15 protein-coding genes are annotated in these 15682 nt (G+C 67.3%); 8 read left to right on the forward strand and 7 right to left on the reverse strand.

Features of this window, described 5'->3' with window-relative positions; translation table 11 throughout:
- The first annotated feature begins 231 nt into the window (after positions 1-231).
- Positions 232-3501 carry a protein kinase domain-containing protein gene (locus tag ACWEWT_RS07510; RefSeq protein ID WP_452557180.1) on the forward strand — a complete coding sequence of 1090 codons (3270 nt, stop codon included), beginning with the start codon at positions 232-234 and terminating at the stop codon, positions 3499-3501.
- A 167-nt stretch (positions 3502-3668) separates the two neighbouring features.
- Here ACWEWT_RS07510 and ACWEWT_RS07515 read toward each other — a convergent pair whose 3' ends face one another.
- On the reverse strand, positions 3669-4580 hold the full coding sequence (locus ACWEWT_RS07515) for an MBL fold metallo-hydrolase (protein WP_452557182.1): 912 nt from the start codon (positions 4578-4580) through the stop codon (positions 3669-3671).
- A gap of 610 nt (positions 4581-5190) precedes the next feature.
- Here ACWEWT_RS07515 and ACWEWT_RS07520 point away from each other — a divergent pair.
- The 6 genes from ACWEWT_RS07520 to ACWEWT_RS07545 all read left to right on the forward strand — a co-directional run bounded on the left by ACWEWT_RS07520 (position 5191) and on the right by ACWEWT_RS07545 (position 12041).
- Entirely contained in the window at positions 5191-5688 is a 498-nt protein-coding gene (locus ACWEWT_RS07520) for a DUF6764 family protein (RefSeq protein ID WP_452557184.1), read from the forward strand.
- A 110-nt stretch (positions 5689-5798) separates the two neighbouring features.
- Positions 5799-6686: a MerR family transcriptional regulator gene (locus ACWEWT_RS07525; protein ID WP_452557186.1), complete on the forward strand. Its 888-nt coding sequence runs from the start codon at positions 5799-5801 to the stop codon at positions 6684-6686.
- 79 nt (positions 6687-6765) lie between these two features.
- On the forward strand, positions 6766-7893 hold the full coding sequence (locus ACWEWT_RS07530) for a polyprenyl synthetase family protein (RefSeq protein WP_452557188.1): 1128 nt from the start codon (positions 6766-6768) through the stop codon (positions 7891-7893).
- Between the two features lie 13 nt (positions 7894-7906).
- Entirely contained in the window at positions 7907-9427 is a 1521-nt protein-coding gene (gene crtI, locus ACWEWT_RS07535) for a phytoene desaturase family protein (protein ID WP_452557190.1), read from the forward strand.
- Positions 9424-10392, forward strand: coding sequence for a phytoene/squalene synthase family protein (locus tag ACWEWT_RS07540; protein WP_452557192.1), 969 nt, complete (start codon positions 9424-9426; stop codon positions 10390-10392). The genes crtI and ACWEWT_RS07540 overlap by 4 nt, the downstream gene beginning before the upstream one ends.
- A 446-nt stretch (positions 10393-10838) precedes the next feature.
- Positions 10839-12041, forward strand: coding sequence for a lipase family protein (locus ACWEWT_RS07545; protein ID WP_452557194.1), 1203 nt, complete (start codon positions 10839-10841; stop codon positions 12039-12041).
- A gap of 113 nt (positions 12042-12154) precedes the next feature.
- Here the strand turns inward: ACWEWT_RS07545 and ACWEWT_RS07550 are convergent, their stop codons facing one another.
- The 6 genes from ACWEWT_RS07550 to ACWEWT_RS07575 all read right to left on the reverse strand — a co-directional run bounded on the left by ACWEWT_RS07550 (position 12155) and on the right by ACWEWT_RS07575 (position 15133).
- On the reverse strand, positions 12155-12553 hold the full coding sequence (locus ACWEWT_RS07550) for a hypothetical protein (protein WP_452557196.1): 399 nt from the start codon (positions 12551-12553) through the stop codon (positions 12155-12157).
- Positions 12550-12735, reverse strand: coding sequence for a hypothetical protein (locus ACWEWT_RS07555; protein ID WP_452557713.1), 186 nt, complete (start codon positions 12733-12735; stop codon positions 12550-12552). Before ACWEWT_RS07555 ends, ACWEWT_RS07550 begins: the two co-directional genes overlap by 4 nt.
- Positions 12675-12866, reverse strand: a complete 192-nt coding sequence (locus ACWEWT_RS07560; RefSeq protein WP_452557198.1) for an NAD-dependent epimerase/dehydratase family protein — start codon at positions 12864-12866, stop codon at positions 12675-12677. The genes ACWEWT_RS07555 and ACWEWT_RS07560 overlap by 61 nt, the downstream gene beginning before the upstream one ends.
- 59 nt (positions 12867-12925) lie before the next feature.
- Positions 12926-13234, reverse strand: a complete 309-nt coding sequence (locus ACWEWT_RS07565; protein WP_452557200.1) for a hypothetical protein — start codon at positions 13232-13234, stop codon at positions 12926-12928.
- Positions 13235-13391: 157 nt separating this feature from the next.
- Complete coding sequence (locus ACWEWT_RS07570) at positions 13392-14054, reverse strand: response regulator (protein WP_452557202.1); 663 nt, start codon at positions 14052-14054, stop codon at positions 13392-13394.
- Positions 14051-15133 carry a sensor histidine kinase gene (locus tag ACWEWT_RS07575; RefSeq protein ID WP_452557204.1) on the reverse strand — a complete coding sequence of 361 codons (1083 nt, stop codon included), beginning with the start codon at positions 15131-15133 and terminating at the stop codon, positions 14051-14053. Before ACWEWT_RS07575 ends, ACWEWT_RS07570 begins: the two co-directional genes overlap by 4 nt.
- A gap of 193 nt (positions 15134-15326) precedes the next feature.
- Here ACWEWT_RS07575 and ACWEWT_RS07580 point away from each other — a divergent pair, with 193 nt between their 5' ends.
- The gene (locus ACWEWT_RS07580; RefSeq protein WP_452557206.1) at positions 15327-15671 is read left to right on the forward strand and encodes a DUF6223 family protein; all 345 of its coding nucleotides are present in this window, start codon (positions 15327-15329) and stop codon (positions 15669-15671) included.
- The last annotated feature ends 11 nt before the right edge of the window (positions 15672-15682 follow it).

A 15682-nucleotide genomic window follows, 5' to 3' on the forward strand; every position in this document is an offset into this window, starting at 1 on the left:
GAAGCTGGTCGAGGCTTGTTCGTGGAGGCTGGGGCGGATCTCGGCATCCGCGGCGGGGAACTGATGGGTGCCGGCAGGGGTTCTGTCCGCTCTGCCGTCCCCCAGCGGCCACGACCACAGGGCTGCCCGCGGCCGCGTTGATCGAGTACACCGATGGCGGCGACCTGATATCCGGCGCTGCCGCATGTATTCTTTGTTTGGGGTGGGTGGTACGGCACGAAGTGACTGTGGATGGGATCTGACCCTTTCGCAACGCAACGCAACCTGGGTGTAGATGCGGTCGCGGAGCTGAGGGGTGTCGGATTGGAGGATGCCGAGGAGATCGGCCGGGGTGGGTCCGGGGTTGTGTACCGCTGCATTCAGTCCGTCCTCGACCGAGTGGTAGCCGTGAAGGTCCTGACGTTCGAGCTGAATGGTGATCGGGAACGATTTCTCCGCGAGCAGCGGGCGATGGGCCGGCTGACCGGGCACCCCAACATCGTCGAGGTGCTCGAGGTCGGGGAGACAGCGTCCGGCCGGTTGTACCTGGTGATGCCTTTCTATCCGCTGGGCTCACTGGAGGCCCGAATACGCCGCGCAGGCCCGTTACAGCTCGACGAAGTGTTGTGGCTGGGGGTGAAGCTCGCGGGCGCGCTGGAAACCGCGCATCGTGCCGACATACTTCACCGGGACGTCAAACCGGGCAATATCCTGCTCACCGACTACGGCGAACCGGCGCTGACAGACTTCGGCATCGCCCACCTCGCTGAAGGTTTCCGTACCGCCACCGGTACGGTGACCGCTTCACCGGCGTTCACCGCACCCGAAGTCCTCGGTGGCACTCCATCGACCCGTGCCTCCGATGTGTACAGTCTCGGCGCCACCCTGTTCTGTGCTTCGACCGGGCACGCCGCATTCGAGCGCCGAAGCGGCGAACAAGTCATGGCACAGTTCGTGCGGATCGCCACCCAGCCGGTACCGGACCTGCGCGGGCACGGTATCCCAGCGGATCTGGCTGCCGTCATCGAGACGGCCATGTCTCGCGACAGCGAGCAACGGCCCACCGCGGAAGCGCTCGGCGAGCAACTGCGGCACCTTCAAGCCGGCCATGGATTCGCCGTCGATCACATGGCCTTGCGTGGCGAGCCCGGCGAGCGACCCGGGCCGACGGCCACGCCCGCGCCCGCCCACGGCCACCGCCCGCACCGCGGCGGAACCGGACGGCAGACCGCCGCCGGGAACCTGCCGCAAGAACTGACCAGCTTCGTCGACAGGCGCAGCCAGGTCGCAGAGGTCAAGAACCTGCTGTCGCAGTCGCCTCTGGTGACGCTGACCGGGACCGGAGGAGTGGGCAAGTCGCGTCTCTCACTACGGGCCGCCCACACACTCCAGCGGAGCTACGCCGACGGCGTCTGGCTGGTCGAGCTGGCCGAACTGCGCGACCCGTTGTTGTTGGTCGACGTGGTAACCACCACCCTCGGTCTACGACCAGTCGACCGACCGGCACTGGAAGCCCTGGTGGAATACCTGTCCAGTCGCAAAGTCCTCCTGGTCATCGACAACTGCGAACATATGCTCGATGCGGTGGCGGAACTCGCGGAAATCCTCCTGCGATCGGCACCGCAGCTGAAGATTCTGACCACGAGTCGCGAACCATTGGGAATCGGTGGTGAAGCGGTCATCCTGGTGCCGCCGCTGAGCTCCACACAATCGTCTATCCCGGGTACGACCGTCAGCGAGGCCGTGACGTTGTTCACCGAGCGTGCTGTTGCCGTAGTGCCGGATTTCCAGCTCGATGAAAGCAATCGGAGCACTGTGGCGGATATCTGTGCACGGTTGGACGGATTACCGTTGGCGATCGAGCTGGCCGCAGCACGACTGAGCACCCTGTCCGCAGAACAGATCTCGGAGCGGTTGTCCGACCGATTCGCCGTGCTGACCCGTGGCAGCCGGAGTGCTCCCACCCGGCAGCAGACATTGGGCTGGTGCATCGACTGGAGCTACAACCTGTGTACCGCTACCGAACAACAGCTGTGGAGCCGGATGTCAGTGTTCGCCGGAACCTTCGATCTCGCTGCCGCCGAGGATATCTGCGGCACCGGCCTCACCGAACAGGGCTTCCTGGACGCATTCTCCGGACTACTCGACAAGTCCGTCCTTGTCCGGGAACAATTCGGTGCCGAGCCGAGCTTCCGGATGTTGGAGACCGTGCAGGCATACGGCGCACAGAAGCTGGCCGAGCTCGGCGAACAGGCACAACTGGACCAACGCCATCGCAACTGGTACGACCGGTTGGTTACGTGGGCAGAGGCCGACTGGGTGAGTGCGCGGCAACTCCAGTGGATCACCCTGCTCGAACGGGAAGTACCGAATCTCCGTCGGAGCATGGAGCACAGCGTCTCGAAGGGCGATGCCGGCGGCTTACACACCGCTGCCCACCTCTTCAGTTTCTGGTTCTCGACCGGTCGGATCAACGAAGGGCGCCGCTGGTGCGATCGCCTGCTCGACGCCGTATCCGATGCACCGGCCATCGACCGAGCCGGAGTACTCAACATTGCGATCGTGTTCGCGGGCCAGGTCGGCGATCTCATGACCGCGACGGAGCGGCTCACCGAGCTCGAAAACCTCGCGGCACAAACCGCCGACCCCTCGATCGATGCACTACTCGCCTACGCGTCCGGATGCACCGCGCTCAACAGTGGCGATCTGAATCTCGCCTGCGTACGACTGAACGATGCTGTCGAAGCATTCCGTGCCCGAGAGAATATCCTGTTCGAGCTCAGGGCCCTGGTCGTCCTCGGCTGGGCCCTCGTGCTCCGAGGCCACATACCGAACGGCATCGCCTGCCTCGAGAGAACACTGACAATTGCCGATGCTCACGATGAGACGGAGATCCGATCGCTGGCACTGCGGCCCTTGGCGCTCGCAGTCTGGCGCCACGGGAACAGCGAGCGAGCGGTTCACCTGTTGAACGAAGCTCTCGAAACCGCTCGCCGACTGGTAGACCCGCTCGTCGCCGTTGTCGCGCTGGAGATTTCGGCGTGGATCTCGATCGAGAACAACCGAGCCCAACGAACAGCGGTGTTACTCGGCGCAGCACACGGGCTCGGTCACTCCATCGGCACCAGCATCGTGTTCCCCGACATGGCCGCCTTTCATACCGACTGTGAACGCAGGGCCCAGGACTCTCTCGGAACGAGACGATTCGAGTCGGCACACCGCAAAGGCTCTACCATGACGCTCGAATCGGCCATCGACTTCGCTCTCGGACAGCAGACCCGAGACGGGGCATCGGCACACGACGAGGTGGCGCTCACCAAGCGCGAACGGGAAGTCATGGACCTGATCGCCGAGGGAATGACCAACAAGGCGATCGCTGCGCGATTGACCATCTCCCAGCGCACAGCACGGGGACATGTGGAGAACATACTCGCCAAATTCGGATTCAACTCACGAGCGCAGATCGCGGCCTGGGTCGTGGAACACTCCAACGACACACATTCTCGACGGCCTCATCGATGACGTCACGGAACCAGGACGCGCATTTCGTAGCGGCGAGTGCCAGGAGAGCAGTGGTCCCCACCAGCCGAGCTGATAACCCCTCCCGGCCGCACCTATCGAATCCGAGCTGATTCGGTTTCCCGGCAACGACGATCACACCTACAGGTCTCGACCCGAGACAGAGGCTTCTACCCGATCACCTGCGTGGCGACAGGCTGCCAACGATGCTGTCCCTGGTCGCTCACCACAACACGACCGAAGGTGACGTCGGCGAAATGTATCCCGAATCCCAGCGTGTTGTCCTGGATCAGGTGTTCGAGAATTGCACAGCGGCTTCGAGTGCCCAGCACGGCATCGAAATCCGGCTCCGCGGACCAGTGCGGGTTCTCGATCTGCACCGGTGAGTGGAACAGATCCCCGAAAGCGAGAAGGCGCCGACCGCGCGATGCGATCTGGTAGACCGCATGGCCGGCTGAATGCCCCGGCGCGGAGATCAGCGTGATTCCGGGAAATATCTCACTGGTGTCCTCGACGAGCTCGAGTCGAGGTCGCAGCACTCTCATCGTCTCCTCGAAGGGACCGTGCACATCGGAGGTACCGTGATTCCATTCGGCGGCGGTCGTCACCGCTCGTGCGTGGATGAACGGCGTATGTCCGGTCGCTGGGTCGCGAGCGGAGATCCATCCGATGTGGTCGAGGTGCAAGTGGGTGAACGCCAGAACATCGACCTGATCAGGTCCGACGCCGAGCGTTGCCAGACTTGTGAGGAATGACCCGCCCGTGGTCGCTCCGATTCGAGGCACAGCGGGATCGGCCGGAATCCGGCCGGGCCCGAAACCGGCGTCGATCAGTACGGTACCGGCGGGCGTTTCCGCGAGTACCCCACCCATTCCCGCCCGAAGGTAGCCCTCATCGTCGAGATACTGAGGGTGCTGAGCCCAGTACTCGGCCGTACTGTCCGGCAGCCACAATATCGGGTTCAGCTGCACCCAGCCGTCATGGACGTAGCTGACCCGGATATCACCGATGCGGACCGAACGCAGTTTCGGTGTGCTGTGCAGGCGTGCCGGGGCGGGCGTGATGTCGTCGCTGCTGTTCATTACGTTGTTCCTCGATTCCTTCCGGCAACCGTCGTTGTCCGGCCCGCTGCCATCCGCTCAGCGGCTCGACCTGCCGGTCGCCGTAGAACGAGCACCGGCGGCGTATACGCGGAAGCCGATCCACACGGACGGCTCGGTACTGCCCGAATGCCGCCTTCACCTCGCGCACGGAGACTTGTCGCGCGACTGCTCCGCAACCCGGGCAGCGATTCGAGCGTGAGACGTGGATCCGAGTTTAGAGGGTGTCTTCCGCGATGCCGGGCCCTGAATATCCGAGGTCGGTCCAGAGCGGCGCGGTACGGAGTACCGGATCGACGCGGCGGGTTCACCGAACGCCGTGGCGTCCGGCAAGCGCTTCGCCTCGAACACCGGAGGTCCGTCGAGCCATCCGGCGACGAGGCCGGTACCGGAGCGGTCTTCGAGGTCGGCGCAGCCGTGGGCGTGCGGGCCGAGCCTGCGGCCCGTTCCGTCGTGCGCCCCGCGAATCAATCCACCACGATGCATCGCTTCTGCATCGTTTTAGGAGTAGAGTGCTGACAGACGCAAATTCTTCAATCCTCGCGGCGTGCCCCGGGCGGGCCGTGGAACCGATCGAACGAAGGAGACCGTCATGTTCCACCGCACAACCACCCGCGCACTCGCGATATCGGTGAGTGCGAGCGCGGCCGCGATATGGGCTCTTGTCGACGGAACCACTGCCGCCGCCGCGCCACCGGCAGCCTGCCCCGCACCGGGCGGGGTTGTCGCACAAGCCGGGGATGGCGGCGCCGCCTGCTCCGCGTCCGGTACCGCCGGCGGCGCCGCCGCGGCCTACGGGATCGACGGCCGTGCGCGCGCCGATGCCGCGGCAACGAGCCTGTCGCTGGCGATCGCCGCCGACGGCGGCTCGGCCACCTCCACCTCCCGGTTCCTGTCCGGGCCGGCCGCGATCGCGATAGGACCGGGCGCGCAGGTCGATACCACCGGGGTGCGACCGGGGCTGTCGATCGGTATCGCCGGGCCCGGCGCCACGGTCACCGTGACCGGCACATCCACCCCCATCTGCACCGGCGGCCCGGGATTCGCCGGTGACTTCCAGACCTTGCAGGGATGCGTATCCACGCGCTGACGCCCCACCGGTCCCCTACGCCCGACGACACCGACTCCGGGGACGCCGGACCGGGTATCGACGACACATACGCCGGCTCGCCGGCCCGGTCGGCCGAAAGGGGTTCAGAGGTGAACGAAAACCAGGCCGATTTCGACGGCGGTACCGCGATCGAGCTGCCCGTGGGTGCGGTGGCCCGGACTCTGGGCATCCCCGTGGCGACACTGCGGAGCTGGACCCAGCGCTACGAGCTCGGGCCGTCACGACACAGCCCCGGCAAACACCGTTACTACACACCCGAGGACGTCGCGGTCCTGCGACGCATGGTGGAGTTGGTACACGCCGGAATCACGCCGGTCAGCGCGGCCGCCGCAGCGCGAGCGGCCGGTCGGACAAGACCCGCGTTGGGAGACACCGCGCCGGTACTGGCGGCCGCCGACCGGCTGGAATCGGCGCACCTGCTGACACTGTTCACCACCCATATCGCCCACTACGGAGTGGTGAGCACGTGGAATCGGCTGTGCCGGCCCGCCTTCGCCGACATCGTGGATCGCCAAGCCCACGAGCTCGGACTCGTCGACGTCGAACACGTTCTGTCCTGGACCATCACCACGGCGCTGCACCGGGCGGTGCCGCCGCCGGCGGTCACCGCGGGGCCGACTCCGGTTCTGCTGGCATGTACCCCTGGGGAAAACCACGCACTTCCGCTGGAAGTGTTGCGCGCGGCGCTGGCCGAAGCCGGCATACCCGCTGTCCTGCTGGGAGCCGATACGCCCGCGGGCGCCTTGGCGGCCGCCATCGCCCGGCAACCACGCCGACCCGTGGTGGTGTTGTGGGCGCAGACACGTGGAACTGCCGCGGCCGCGCCGATCCCGGCCGGCAGCCGGGTCCCCGCGCGGCTGCTGCTGGCCGGACCCGGCTGGCCGGTACCCGCGAGCGATGGGGTCCCCGGAGCGCTGCGCGTCGACGCCCTCGAGGACGCACTCGCCGAAGTCGTCCGGGCGGTGCACACCCCATGAAACTTGCATCGTTTACGCATCGAATACGGGTTGAGTGGGTTCGGTATCCGCTACTTCCCCTCGGAATCGAGGAGTGCCGATGAACACCGAGACCGTCCGGGGCCGTGGGCCTGCGCGGGAGCGCTGCCACCCCGTTTTCGTCACCGACAGCTCGGGGTGGTCGCAGCGGCGCGAACAGATACGCGCCGGCGTACAAGCGGAATTGGCGCGGTTCCGTGCCACGGTTCCGTCGGAGCCGATTGCCGGGGTCGAGGTCGATCAGGTCCTGCGGCAGTATGCCGGTGGCGGCAAATGCGTGCGGTCGGTGGTGATGTATCTGGGCTGGTTGTGCGGCGGCGACGAGGACGAAGCGGCGCTGCGGGCATGCGCGGCAATCGAATTCCTGCATGCGTTCGCGCTACTCCAGGACGATGTGATGGACAGCTCGACTGTCCGGCGCGGGACTCACACGGCGCACCTGCAGTTCACCGAGCAGCATCGCGAACTCGGTATGGCCGGGTCCGCGCGCCGGTTCGGTGAATCGGCGGCCACTCTGCTCGGCGATATGTGCCTGGTGTGGGCCGAGCAGATGATGCGCGGAAGCGGAGTACCGGCCGAATCCTTGGCGCGGGTCTGGCCGCACTACGACCAAATGCGGATCGAGCTGGCACGCGGCCAGTTCGCCGATCTGGCCAACGATGTCCGCGCTTCCACGATACCGGCACTGGAGTCGGTATTGGCGATCGCGCGAGCCAAATCCGGTGACTACACGGTGAAATGGCCGGTTGTGATGGGTGCGGCCATGGCCGGCTGCGACGACCCGGTCACCACAGCGCTCGCGGGTTACGGTCGCCTGGTCGGCGAAGCCTTCCAACTACGTGACGACCTGCTCGGGGTCTTCGGGGCACCCGAGGTCACCGGTAAACCCGGCGACAACGACATCACCGAGCACAAGGCGAACACCGTGATCGTGGCCGCTCTGGCAATGGCCGGCCCGCGGCTACACCACCGGCTCACCACCCTGCTGCGCGCACCGGTCCACGACCCAGCGGCGATCGAGGACATTCGGGCCCTGATCATCGCGACCGGCGCACCCACCCGAGTCGAAGAGATGATCGAGCAACGCCTCGCTGCCTCCCGGCAGACACTGTCCACCGCACCGTTACCGGCGTCCCCGCGCGCGATGCTCGACGCATTCGCCGAGAGCTGCGCCGCCCGCAAATACTGAAGGTAGGCATTTCATGCGCCACGTCATCGGCCCGACCGACCAGATCGTCGTGGTCGGGGCAGGCCTGGCCGGACTGTCGGCCGCGCTGTATCTGGCCGGCCGCGGGAAACAGGTCACCGTCGTCGAACGCGAACAGGTGCCCGGCGGCCGCGCCGCCCGCGCCGATATCGCCGGGCATCGGCTCGACCTCGGACCGACCGTGCTGACCATGCCCGACCTGATCGACGACGCGTTCGCCGCCGTCGGCGCACAGACCGACGACCATATTCGTCTGGTACCCATCGACCCTGCCTACCGGGCGCATTTCGCCGACGGCCGCGCGCTGGAAGTGCACACCGGCGCCGAGCCCATGGCTGCGGCTATCACCGACTTCGCCGGTGCGCGCGAAGCAGCGGGGTACCGCCGACTACGACAATGGCTCACCGATCTCTACCGCGCCGAATTCGACGATTTCATCGCCGCCGACTTCGATTCACCCGCCGCCCTGTTGAAACCGGCCACTGCGCGGCTCGTGAGAGCGGGAGCACTGCGCCGCTGGGATCGTGCCGTCGCCGACCACCTGCACGACCCCGACGTGCGCAGACTGTTCACCTTCCAGTCCCTCTACGCCGGTGTCGCTCCGCAGCGCGCGCTGGCCGCCTACGCCGTCATCGCCTATATGGACACCATCGGCGGCGTGTTCTTCCCGGTCGGTGGGATGCGTGCGCTACCGGACGCGATGGCTGCCGCCGCTGCCCGCGCCGGGGTGCAGTTCCACTACGGCGACGCAGTGGCCGCCGTCCGGCGGCGGGGCCCGCGCGTGGAATCCGTCACCACCACCGGCGGACAGCAGATCGCCTGCGACGCGCTGGTCCTCACCACCGAACTGCACCGCACCTACGCACTGCTGGGTCACCGTTCACACCGCCCGATCCGGCCGGTCGCCGCCCCCTCGGCCGTAGTCCTACATCTGAGCTGCGCACCTGCTGCGAACCTGGCCCACCACACGCTGCTGTTCGGCCGCGCGTGGGAGCAGACCTTCGACGACATCCTCACTACGGGCCGGCCGATGCGCGACCCATCGCTGCTGCTCACCCGCCCCACCGCCACCGATCCGGCACTCGCTCCACCCGGCCGCGACCTGGTGTCGATTCTGGCTCCCGCCCCCAATCTCGCCCGGGCCCCGATCGACTGGGACCGCGAGGCGCCCGCCTACGCCGCAGAGCTACTCACGACGGTGAACCAGCGGCTACCGGCACCGCTGACCGATATCGAGATACTGCGCACGATCACACCCGCCGACTGGGCCCGTCAGGACATGCTCGCCGGAAGTCCGTTCGCGCTGGCGCACACCATGTCCCAGACCGGACCGCTGCGCCCGGCCAATATGATCCGAGGCCTGGACAACGTGGTCCTCGCCGGTGGCTCCACCGTACCCGGGGTGGGTATTCCGCCGGTGCTGATCTCCGGGCGCCTGGCCGCCGACCGGATCACCGGCACCGCGCCCCGCACAGCCGAACCCCTGACCCAGCGATCCCGGAGGCCGACACCATGACCCGCACCGAACTCGACGCCGCCGGCATCCACGGCACCGAGCTGCGCCGCTCCTACACCGCGTGCCGTGCACTCAACGCCCGCCACGGCAGAACATTCTTCCTGGCCACCCGCTTGCTCGCCCCCGACCAGCGGCCCGCCGTCCACGCTCTCTACGGCTTCGCGCGACGCGCCGACGATATCCTGGACTCCCTCGATCCCGCCGCCGGTCCCGCCGACCGCGCCGCGGCCCTGGAAACCCTGGCCTCCCGTTTCCGGGCCACCGACAGCGCCGCCGACCCGGTCCTGGCTGCCGTGCTCGACACCGTGCGCACCTACCGGCTGCCCAGCGAACTGTTCGACTCGTTCTTCGATTCCATGCGGATGGACCTGACGGTCACCGACTATCCCGACCGCGCCGCCCTCGACCGATATGTCCACGGCTCCGCCGAAGTCATCGGACTCCAGGTCCTGCCCGTGCTCGGCACCGTGGTCCCGCGTGAAGAAGCCGCGCCGTACGCTGCCGCGCTCGGCTACGCCTTCCAGCTCACCAACTTCCTGCGCGATATCGACGAAGACCTCGCCCGCGGTCGCGTCTATCTGCCCGCCGACGAACTCGCCGCCTTCGGAGTCGACCGAGAACTGCTGCAACGCTGCCGCGCCCAGCGCCGCACCGATACCCGGCTCCGGCGCGCACTCGCCCACCAGCACGCGCTCACCCGCGAGCGCTACTCCTACGCACGCGAGGGCATCGCGCTCCTCCATCCCCGCTCCCGGCCGTGCGTGAGCGCCGCACTCACCCTGTACTCGGAGATTCTCGATCGGATCGAGGACAGCGACTTCGCCGTGTTCTCCCGCCGCGCACGAGTACCGCTACCCCGCCGCCTCGCTGTCGGCGCCGGTGGCCTGATCGGCTCCTGGCGCACTCGCCACGCCTCTGTACCCCAACGCTATTCGGCCACCGCGCCGTCGCGGACCTCCCGGTGAAACGCTGACGCTGCACCGGGCCCGGCCCGCCGACCCTGCCGACACGCGGTCGGCACTGATGCACAGGGTTGTGCTGGGCCGATAAACCACGACCGGACCCGGCGGTGCCCCGCCCAGGGGCGATGCACGACGGCCGACCACTCCTCTCGCCTCTCGATCTGCCGACGGAGCGCTTTCGCGGCGCGAACGGAATTCGCCGGGACTTCGATATCCATCGCCGCCGGCTGCGTGCTCGCGGGATCGTTGCTCGTATCGCCCGGCGTGGGATCGAGGACCGCCCGCTGCCGGGGTCGTCATCGGTGGAAGATCGTGCGCACATGAACATGCTTCTTCGTCAATACGGCCGCTGCTCGACGTGGCGTGATAGTTTTGCTGACCGAAATCGATCTGTTTCAGATTCGAATCGGCGATTGCGGCGAACTACACCCCTCCTGGAGGTCAGGATCGTGACTCGTCCGTCTCTTCGTTTTCTGGGTGTGCTCGGCGGTTTGTCATGTGCGCTGCTGGTGGCGACAACGGCAACCGCCGAACCGATGTACCCGCACCCCGATCCGGACACGTTCTATGCCGCGCCGGCCGATCTGGCGGCGCATCGACCAGGTGACGTGCTCGATGTGCGGGTACTACCACCAGTGGTCGTATTCGCCGGCGCGACGATCCGGCTGGTCAAGTTTCGCTCCACCGATTCGCGGGGCGCGCCGATCGCGGCGACCACCACGATCGCCACCCCCGCAGGCCATCGACCCGGCGCACCCTTGCTGTCGTATCAGCATTTCATCAATTCGCTCGGCACCAGCTGCGCGGTATCGCACCGGCTCTACGACGCCGATCTGAATCTGTCGATGATCATGCCGGTGTTGAGTATGTTGCTGCAGCAGGGCTGGAGCGTGGCGCTGCCGGATCATCTCGGACCACAGTTCGCACTCGGCGCCGGACGTTTGGGTGGGCAGATCACGCTGGACGGCGTCCGGGCGGTGAAACAGGTGCCCGATCTCGCCGTCGCGGACAGCCCGGCGGTACTGGCCGGCTACTCCGGCGGCGGTCTCGCGACAGCATGGGCAGCCGCGCTGCAACCGTCCTACGCACCCGAGTTGCGGCTCGCGGGTGCGGCCATCGGCGGAGCCCCCATGAACCTGGTATCGATGGCACGGGGGCTGGGCCACAATCCCCACCCGGCCTTCGGGTTGGCGATGGCCGCGGCCATAGGCCTGGAGCGGGAATACCCGGACCGGGTACCGATCAGCTCGAATCTCAATCAGCGCGGTATCGCGTTCCGTGACGCGATCGCCAACAGTTGCACCAACGACATCCTCGCCATCGGCGCCGGAGGCAGCGCGCAGGAGCTCGCCACGAGCACCTCCGCCTTCGACCAGCCCGATGCCTGGGCCGTGGTGGCCGAGAACAGCGTGGAGCTCTACGACCGGGTCCCAGAAGTGCCGATATTCGAATGGCATTCGCCGACCGACCCACTGATCCCGGTCGACGCGATCAACAACACCAACCGCCGCTGGTGCGCGTCCGGGGTGCGATTGCAGACGCTCCAGGTCCCCGCGTTCGAGCATTTGTCCGCAGCAGCTGTAGGTGCCCCCGAGATGTTGCGGTGGCTCGAGGGCCGGGTCCGCGGCGAACCTGCGCCCGCCACCTGCTGACGAATCGACACATCCGGCGAAGTTGTCTCGATGTCGCATGCCGACGGCAGGTATCTCGCTCGAGTACGGCGCGGAAGTGCGGGCGGTCGTCCAGGACAGCCAGGGTGTCGGTGTCAACTTGCCGATGGGCGTGACGACACCACGCAGACCAGCAGCCCGGCCGAAAGGACCACCGCCGCGCCGAGTGCCGTGATCAGCACGGCACCCGTCGACGGAGCGAGATGGTCGAGCATCGTCAGGTGCACGACAAAGTGCGGAACCGACCACGTCAGATACATTGCCAGCGCGACAACCGTGAGCATCCGCCCCATCTGGACTGTTGCGACGCCGAGCACCACCGCGCTGGCAAGCGTCATGGCACCGTAGTCGCGCATCAGATGCTCGTTGTAGGCCATTCCCATGCCCACGAATTCGAGCGAGAAGAAGGTCACAGGGAAGAACAGAGCCCAGATGCCGACGCCGGTCTGGCTCGCGGCAAGGAATCCGATTCCGGCGCGCACCCACCCGTTCATCGGCCACTCCGCTCGAACGCGGCCCTCATGACGAACTCGTCGAATGTGAGCCGGCCGAACGTGATCAGGTTGCGGATCGCGGGCATATCGCCGCGTCCGTTGGTAGTGGCCGAGTGGACGATCACCTGTGCACCGGTGATCGCTTCCACGATTCCGTGTCCGGTGCGTAGATCGCCGACCACCCGCTCTCCCGGGGTGGGTTGCGGTTCGAGCGCGTCAGAACGCGGACTTCCGGGCCGGCGGCGGCGAGCCGCGGCACCAGGGCCCGTCCGAGCCGTCCGGTACCACCGGTGACCGATACGGTTGTGGTCATTCTTGCTCCGTCATGATTCGAGGATTCGACTTACACCACTAGGAACCGGACAGCTCCGGTCAACGTGACAACCGCGCGGTCCGGATTCCCAGGAAGCGGAGCTTGTCCGGGTCGGCCACGATCCGGACAACGGTGATCCGCCCGTCCGCGATCTCGGGGACGAGCACGCCGACCAGCACGGAACCCGACCAGGCCAGCAATGCGGGCACACCGTTGACCTCGTGGACGCACGTCTGCACACTCGCAACACTGCGGCTCGCCGTCGCCGCCAGGTATCGTGCGACCTGCGCCGCGCCCCGCAGCGGCCGGCGCGCTACCCCGGGCCGGCCACCACCGTCGGTGACCGAGCCGACGTCCGCGGCGAGCATCAGCTCCAGGCCGGCGAGATCGCCGTCCTGTGCGGCGGCAAGGAACCGCTCGACCAGTGCACGGTGGTCGGCCGGGTCGGCCGGTGAGCGCGACAGCCCGGTGTCGGCGTCGACAGCGCAATGCGTCCGCGGTGGAGCCGGGCGGGCGGACCGGAGGTCAGGCTCGGCGTGGGGCCACGAGACCGGATTCGTAGGCCAGGACCACCAGTTGGGCACGGTCGCGGGCGTGGAGCTTGGTCATGGCCCGGTTGACATGGGTTTTGGCGGTCAGCGGGCTGATCACCAAACGAGCGGCGATCTCATCATTCGACAAACCCCGCGCGACGAGGACGACCACCTCCCGCTCACGGTTGGTCAGCTCGGCCAGACCGGAACCCGCGCCCGGGTCCAGTGGCTGGCTGACATAGCGGTCGATCAACGTGCGCGTGACCGACGGTGCGAGCAGCGCGTCACCGCGGGCCGCGACCCGCACGGCGTGCAGGAAGTCCTCCGGATGGATGTCCTTGACCAGGAAACCGGCCGCGCCCGCGCGCAGGGCGTTGTAGACATTCTCGTCCAGGCCATAGTTGGTCAGGATCACCACATGCACCCCGCACAGAGCCGGATCAGCGGCGATGCGCCGGGTCGCCTCGATGCCGTCCACGAACGGCATCTGGATGTCCACCAGTGCGATATCGGGCAAGTGTTCACGTGCCAGCTCGACGGCTCGTGCACCATCGGCGGCCTCGGCAACCACCTCGATGTCGTCCTCCACCTCGAGCAGCGCACGGAAACCGCTGCGAATCAGTGGCTGATCGTCCACCAGCAGGACTCGGATCACAGCGTCCGCTCCACCGGCAGCTCGGCATGGACGGTGAACCCGCCGCCGCGGCCGGGTGCCGCCTGTAACCGCCCGCCGAGCGCGGTAACCCGTTCCCGCATCCCGAGCAACCCCACCCCCGGCGCGACAGCGCTGTCCGGGGTGGCACGTCCGTCGTCGTCCACCCGGATAACCAGCGAATCGGAGCAGTACTCGATACGGACCGAGGCGGTCTCGGCGGCAGCGTGCCGCGAAACGTTGGTCAGCGACTCCTGCACGATCCGGTAGGCAGTCCGGTCCACGTCCGGCGGCAGGATGTCGCGCCGCCCCTCGATCGTCAGCCGAGCATCCAGACCGGTCGCACGGACCCGTTCCACTAGGTGCGCCACCTGGTCCAGCCCATACGACGGAGCGCGGTCGGCGCGCAACACCTCCAGGGTGGCCCGTAGCTCCCGGGCCGCTTCACGGCCGGCGTCCAGAATCGCCAGCAGCGCCTCGGGCACCTGCTCACCGCGCTTACGGGCCAGATGTACGGCCACCTCAGCCTGCACCTTGATCACCGAAATCTGATGAGTCAGCGAATCGTGCAGCTCCCGCGCGATATACAGCCGCTCCTCATCGGCCCGCCGCCGCGCGGTCTCCTCTCGGGTGCGCTCGGCGTCGTCGGCCCGCCGCTCGGCCTGTCGCAGCGCTTCGCCCGCCGCGCCTGCGGCGACCAGCCACGCCAGCTGCAGTACATCCCGCGCCTCCATGAATGCCTCGCCCACCAGCAATCCGCGTGGCGAAATCAGCAGTGCCAGGGGCATCACCAGCACCATGACCACCGACCCGGCCACCGCTGCCACCCGACGCCCCACCCGGAACGCCGCGTACACAGCGACCAGGAACGCGACCGCGGGCACATCCACCCCGAGAGCCTGGTAAACCAACGCTGTCGACCCCGTCACGGCCAGCACCGCGACCGGCGCCAGGCTCCCGGTGGCCAGCGACAGCCCGCCGACGACCAGCAATACCCAGCCGACCGGCGGCCCGGCCAACCCGGAGACGAGCTGAAAAGCAGCGACGCCCAGCGCAATCGCCCAGTCCCGAAGCCGGCCCATGGGTGCATGATAACCCGACGTCAACGGAAGGAAATCGCACACGAGAACGACCATCGCCTACGGCGGACGCGGTACAGAGACGGGCTCCTGCACCCCTGGCAGCAGCATGAAGTGTCTGCCTGCGCACAACGACGAGCGACGCGACCGGCGAGAGAATCGGTCCTTGTTCCAGCTGTTGAACAAGGAGAACATCATGTCCGTTCATGACCTGCTCGTCAGCCCGGAGATGCTGGCCCAGTCGGGATTCTCGGGGCTGACGGCCGGGCGTTTCTGGTCCCTGGTGGGAGTTGCAGTGGGATCGGCCGGTCTCGTCATCGGCGCCCGCACCCTCATCCGCCGCGCCGGACGCCGCTCCGCAGTCGCCGCATCGGTTGCCGGGCTGATCGGCTCGGTGATCGGGGTGCTCGTCGTGGCCGCCGCCGACGGCGGCCCGGGTACCGGGCACGGGATCATCGGTGGATTCCTGGCCCTGGCCATCGGGCTCGCCGCCGCCGCTCTCAGCGTGGTCGCTCTGAGAAGGAGCCCCCGAACTCGTTGACGCCGACATAT

The sequence above is a fragment of the Nocardia sp. NPDC003963 genome (assembly GCF_053605105.1).

What these genes read in the sequence shown, in the direction of transcription:
- ACWEWT_RS07530 (WP_452557188.1), top strand. Translation starts at nt 6,766, where the DNA reads ATGAACACCGAGACCGTCCGGGGCCGTGGGCCTGCGCGGGAGCGCTGC.
- crtI (WP_452557190.1), top strand. Translation starts at nt 7,907, where the DNA reads ATGCGCCACGTCATCGGCCCGACCGACCAGATCGTCGTGGTCGGGGCA.
- ACWEWT_RS07510 (WP_452557180.1), top strand. Translation starts at nt 232, where the DNA reads ATGGGATCTGACCCTTTCGCAACGCAACGCAACCTGGGTGTAGATGCG.
- ACWEWT_RS07540 (WP_452557192.1), top strand. Translation starts at nt 9,424, where the DNA reads ATGACCCGCACCGAACTCGACGCCGCCGGCATCCACGGCACCGAGCTG.
- ACWEWT_RS07565 (WP_452557200.1), bottom strand. Translation starts at nt 13,234, where the DNA reads ATGCTCGCCGCGGACGTCGGCTCGGTCACCGACGGTGGTGGCCGGCCC.
- ACWEWT_RS07575 (WP_452557204.1), bottom strand. Translation starts at nt 15,133, where the DNA reads ATGGGCCGGCTTCGGGACTGGGCGATTGCGCTGGGCGTCGCTGCTTTT.
- ACWEWT_RS07580 (WP_452557206.1), top strand. Translation starts at nt 15,327, where the DNA reads ATGTCCGTTCATGACCTGCTCGTCAGCCCGGAGATGCTGGCCCAGTCG.
- ACWEWT_RS07550 (WP_452557196.1), bottom strand. Translation starts at nt 12,553, where the DNA reads ATGAACGGGTGGGTGCGCGCCGGAATCGGATTCCTTGCCGCGAGCCAG.
- ACWEWT_RS07560 (WP_452557198.1), bottom strand. Translation starts at nt 12,866, where the DNA reads ATGACCACAACCGTATCGGTCACCGGTGGTACCGGACGGCTCGGACGG.
- ACWEWT_RS07520 (WP_452557184.1), top strand. Translation starts at nt 5,191, where the DNA reads ATGTTCCACCGCACAACCACCCGCGCACTCGCGATATCGGTGAGTGCG.
- ACWEWT_RS07515 (WP_452557182.1), bottom strand. Translation starts at nt 4,580, where the DNA reads ATGAACAGCAGCGACGACATCACGCCCGCCCCGGCACGCCTGCACAGC.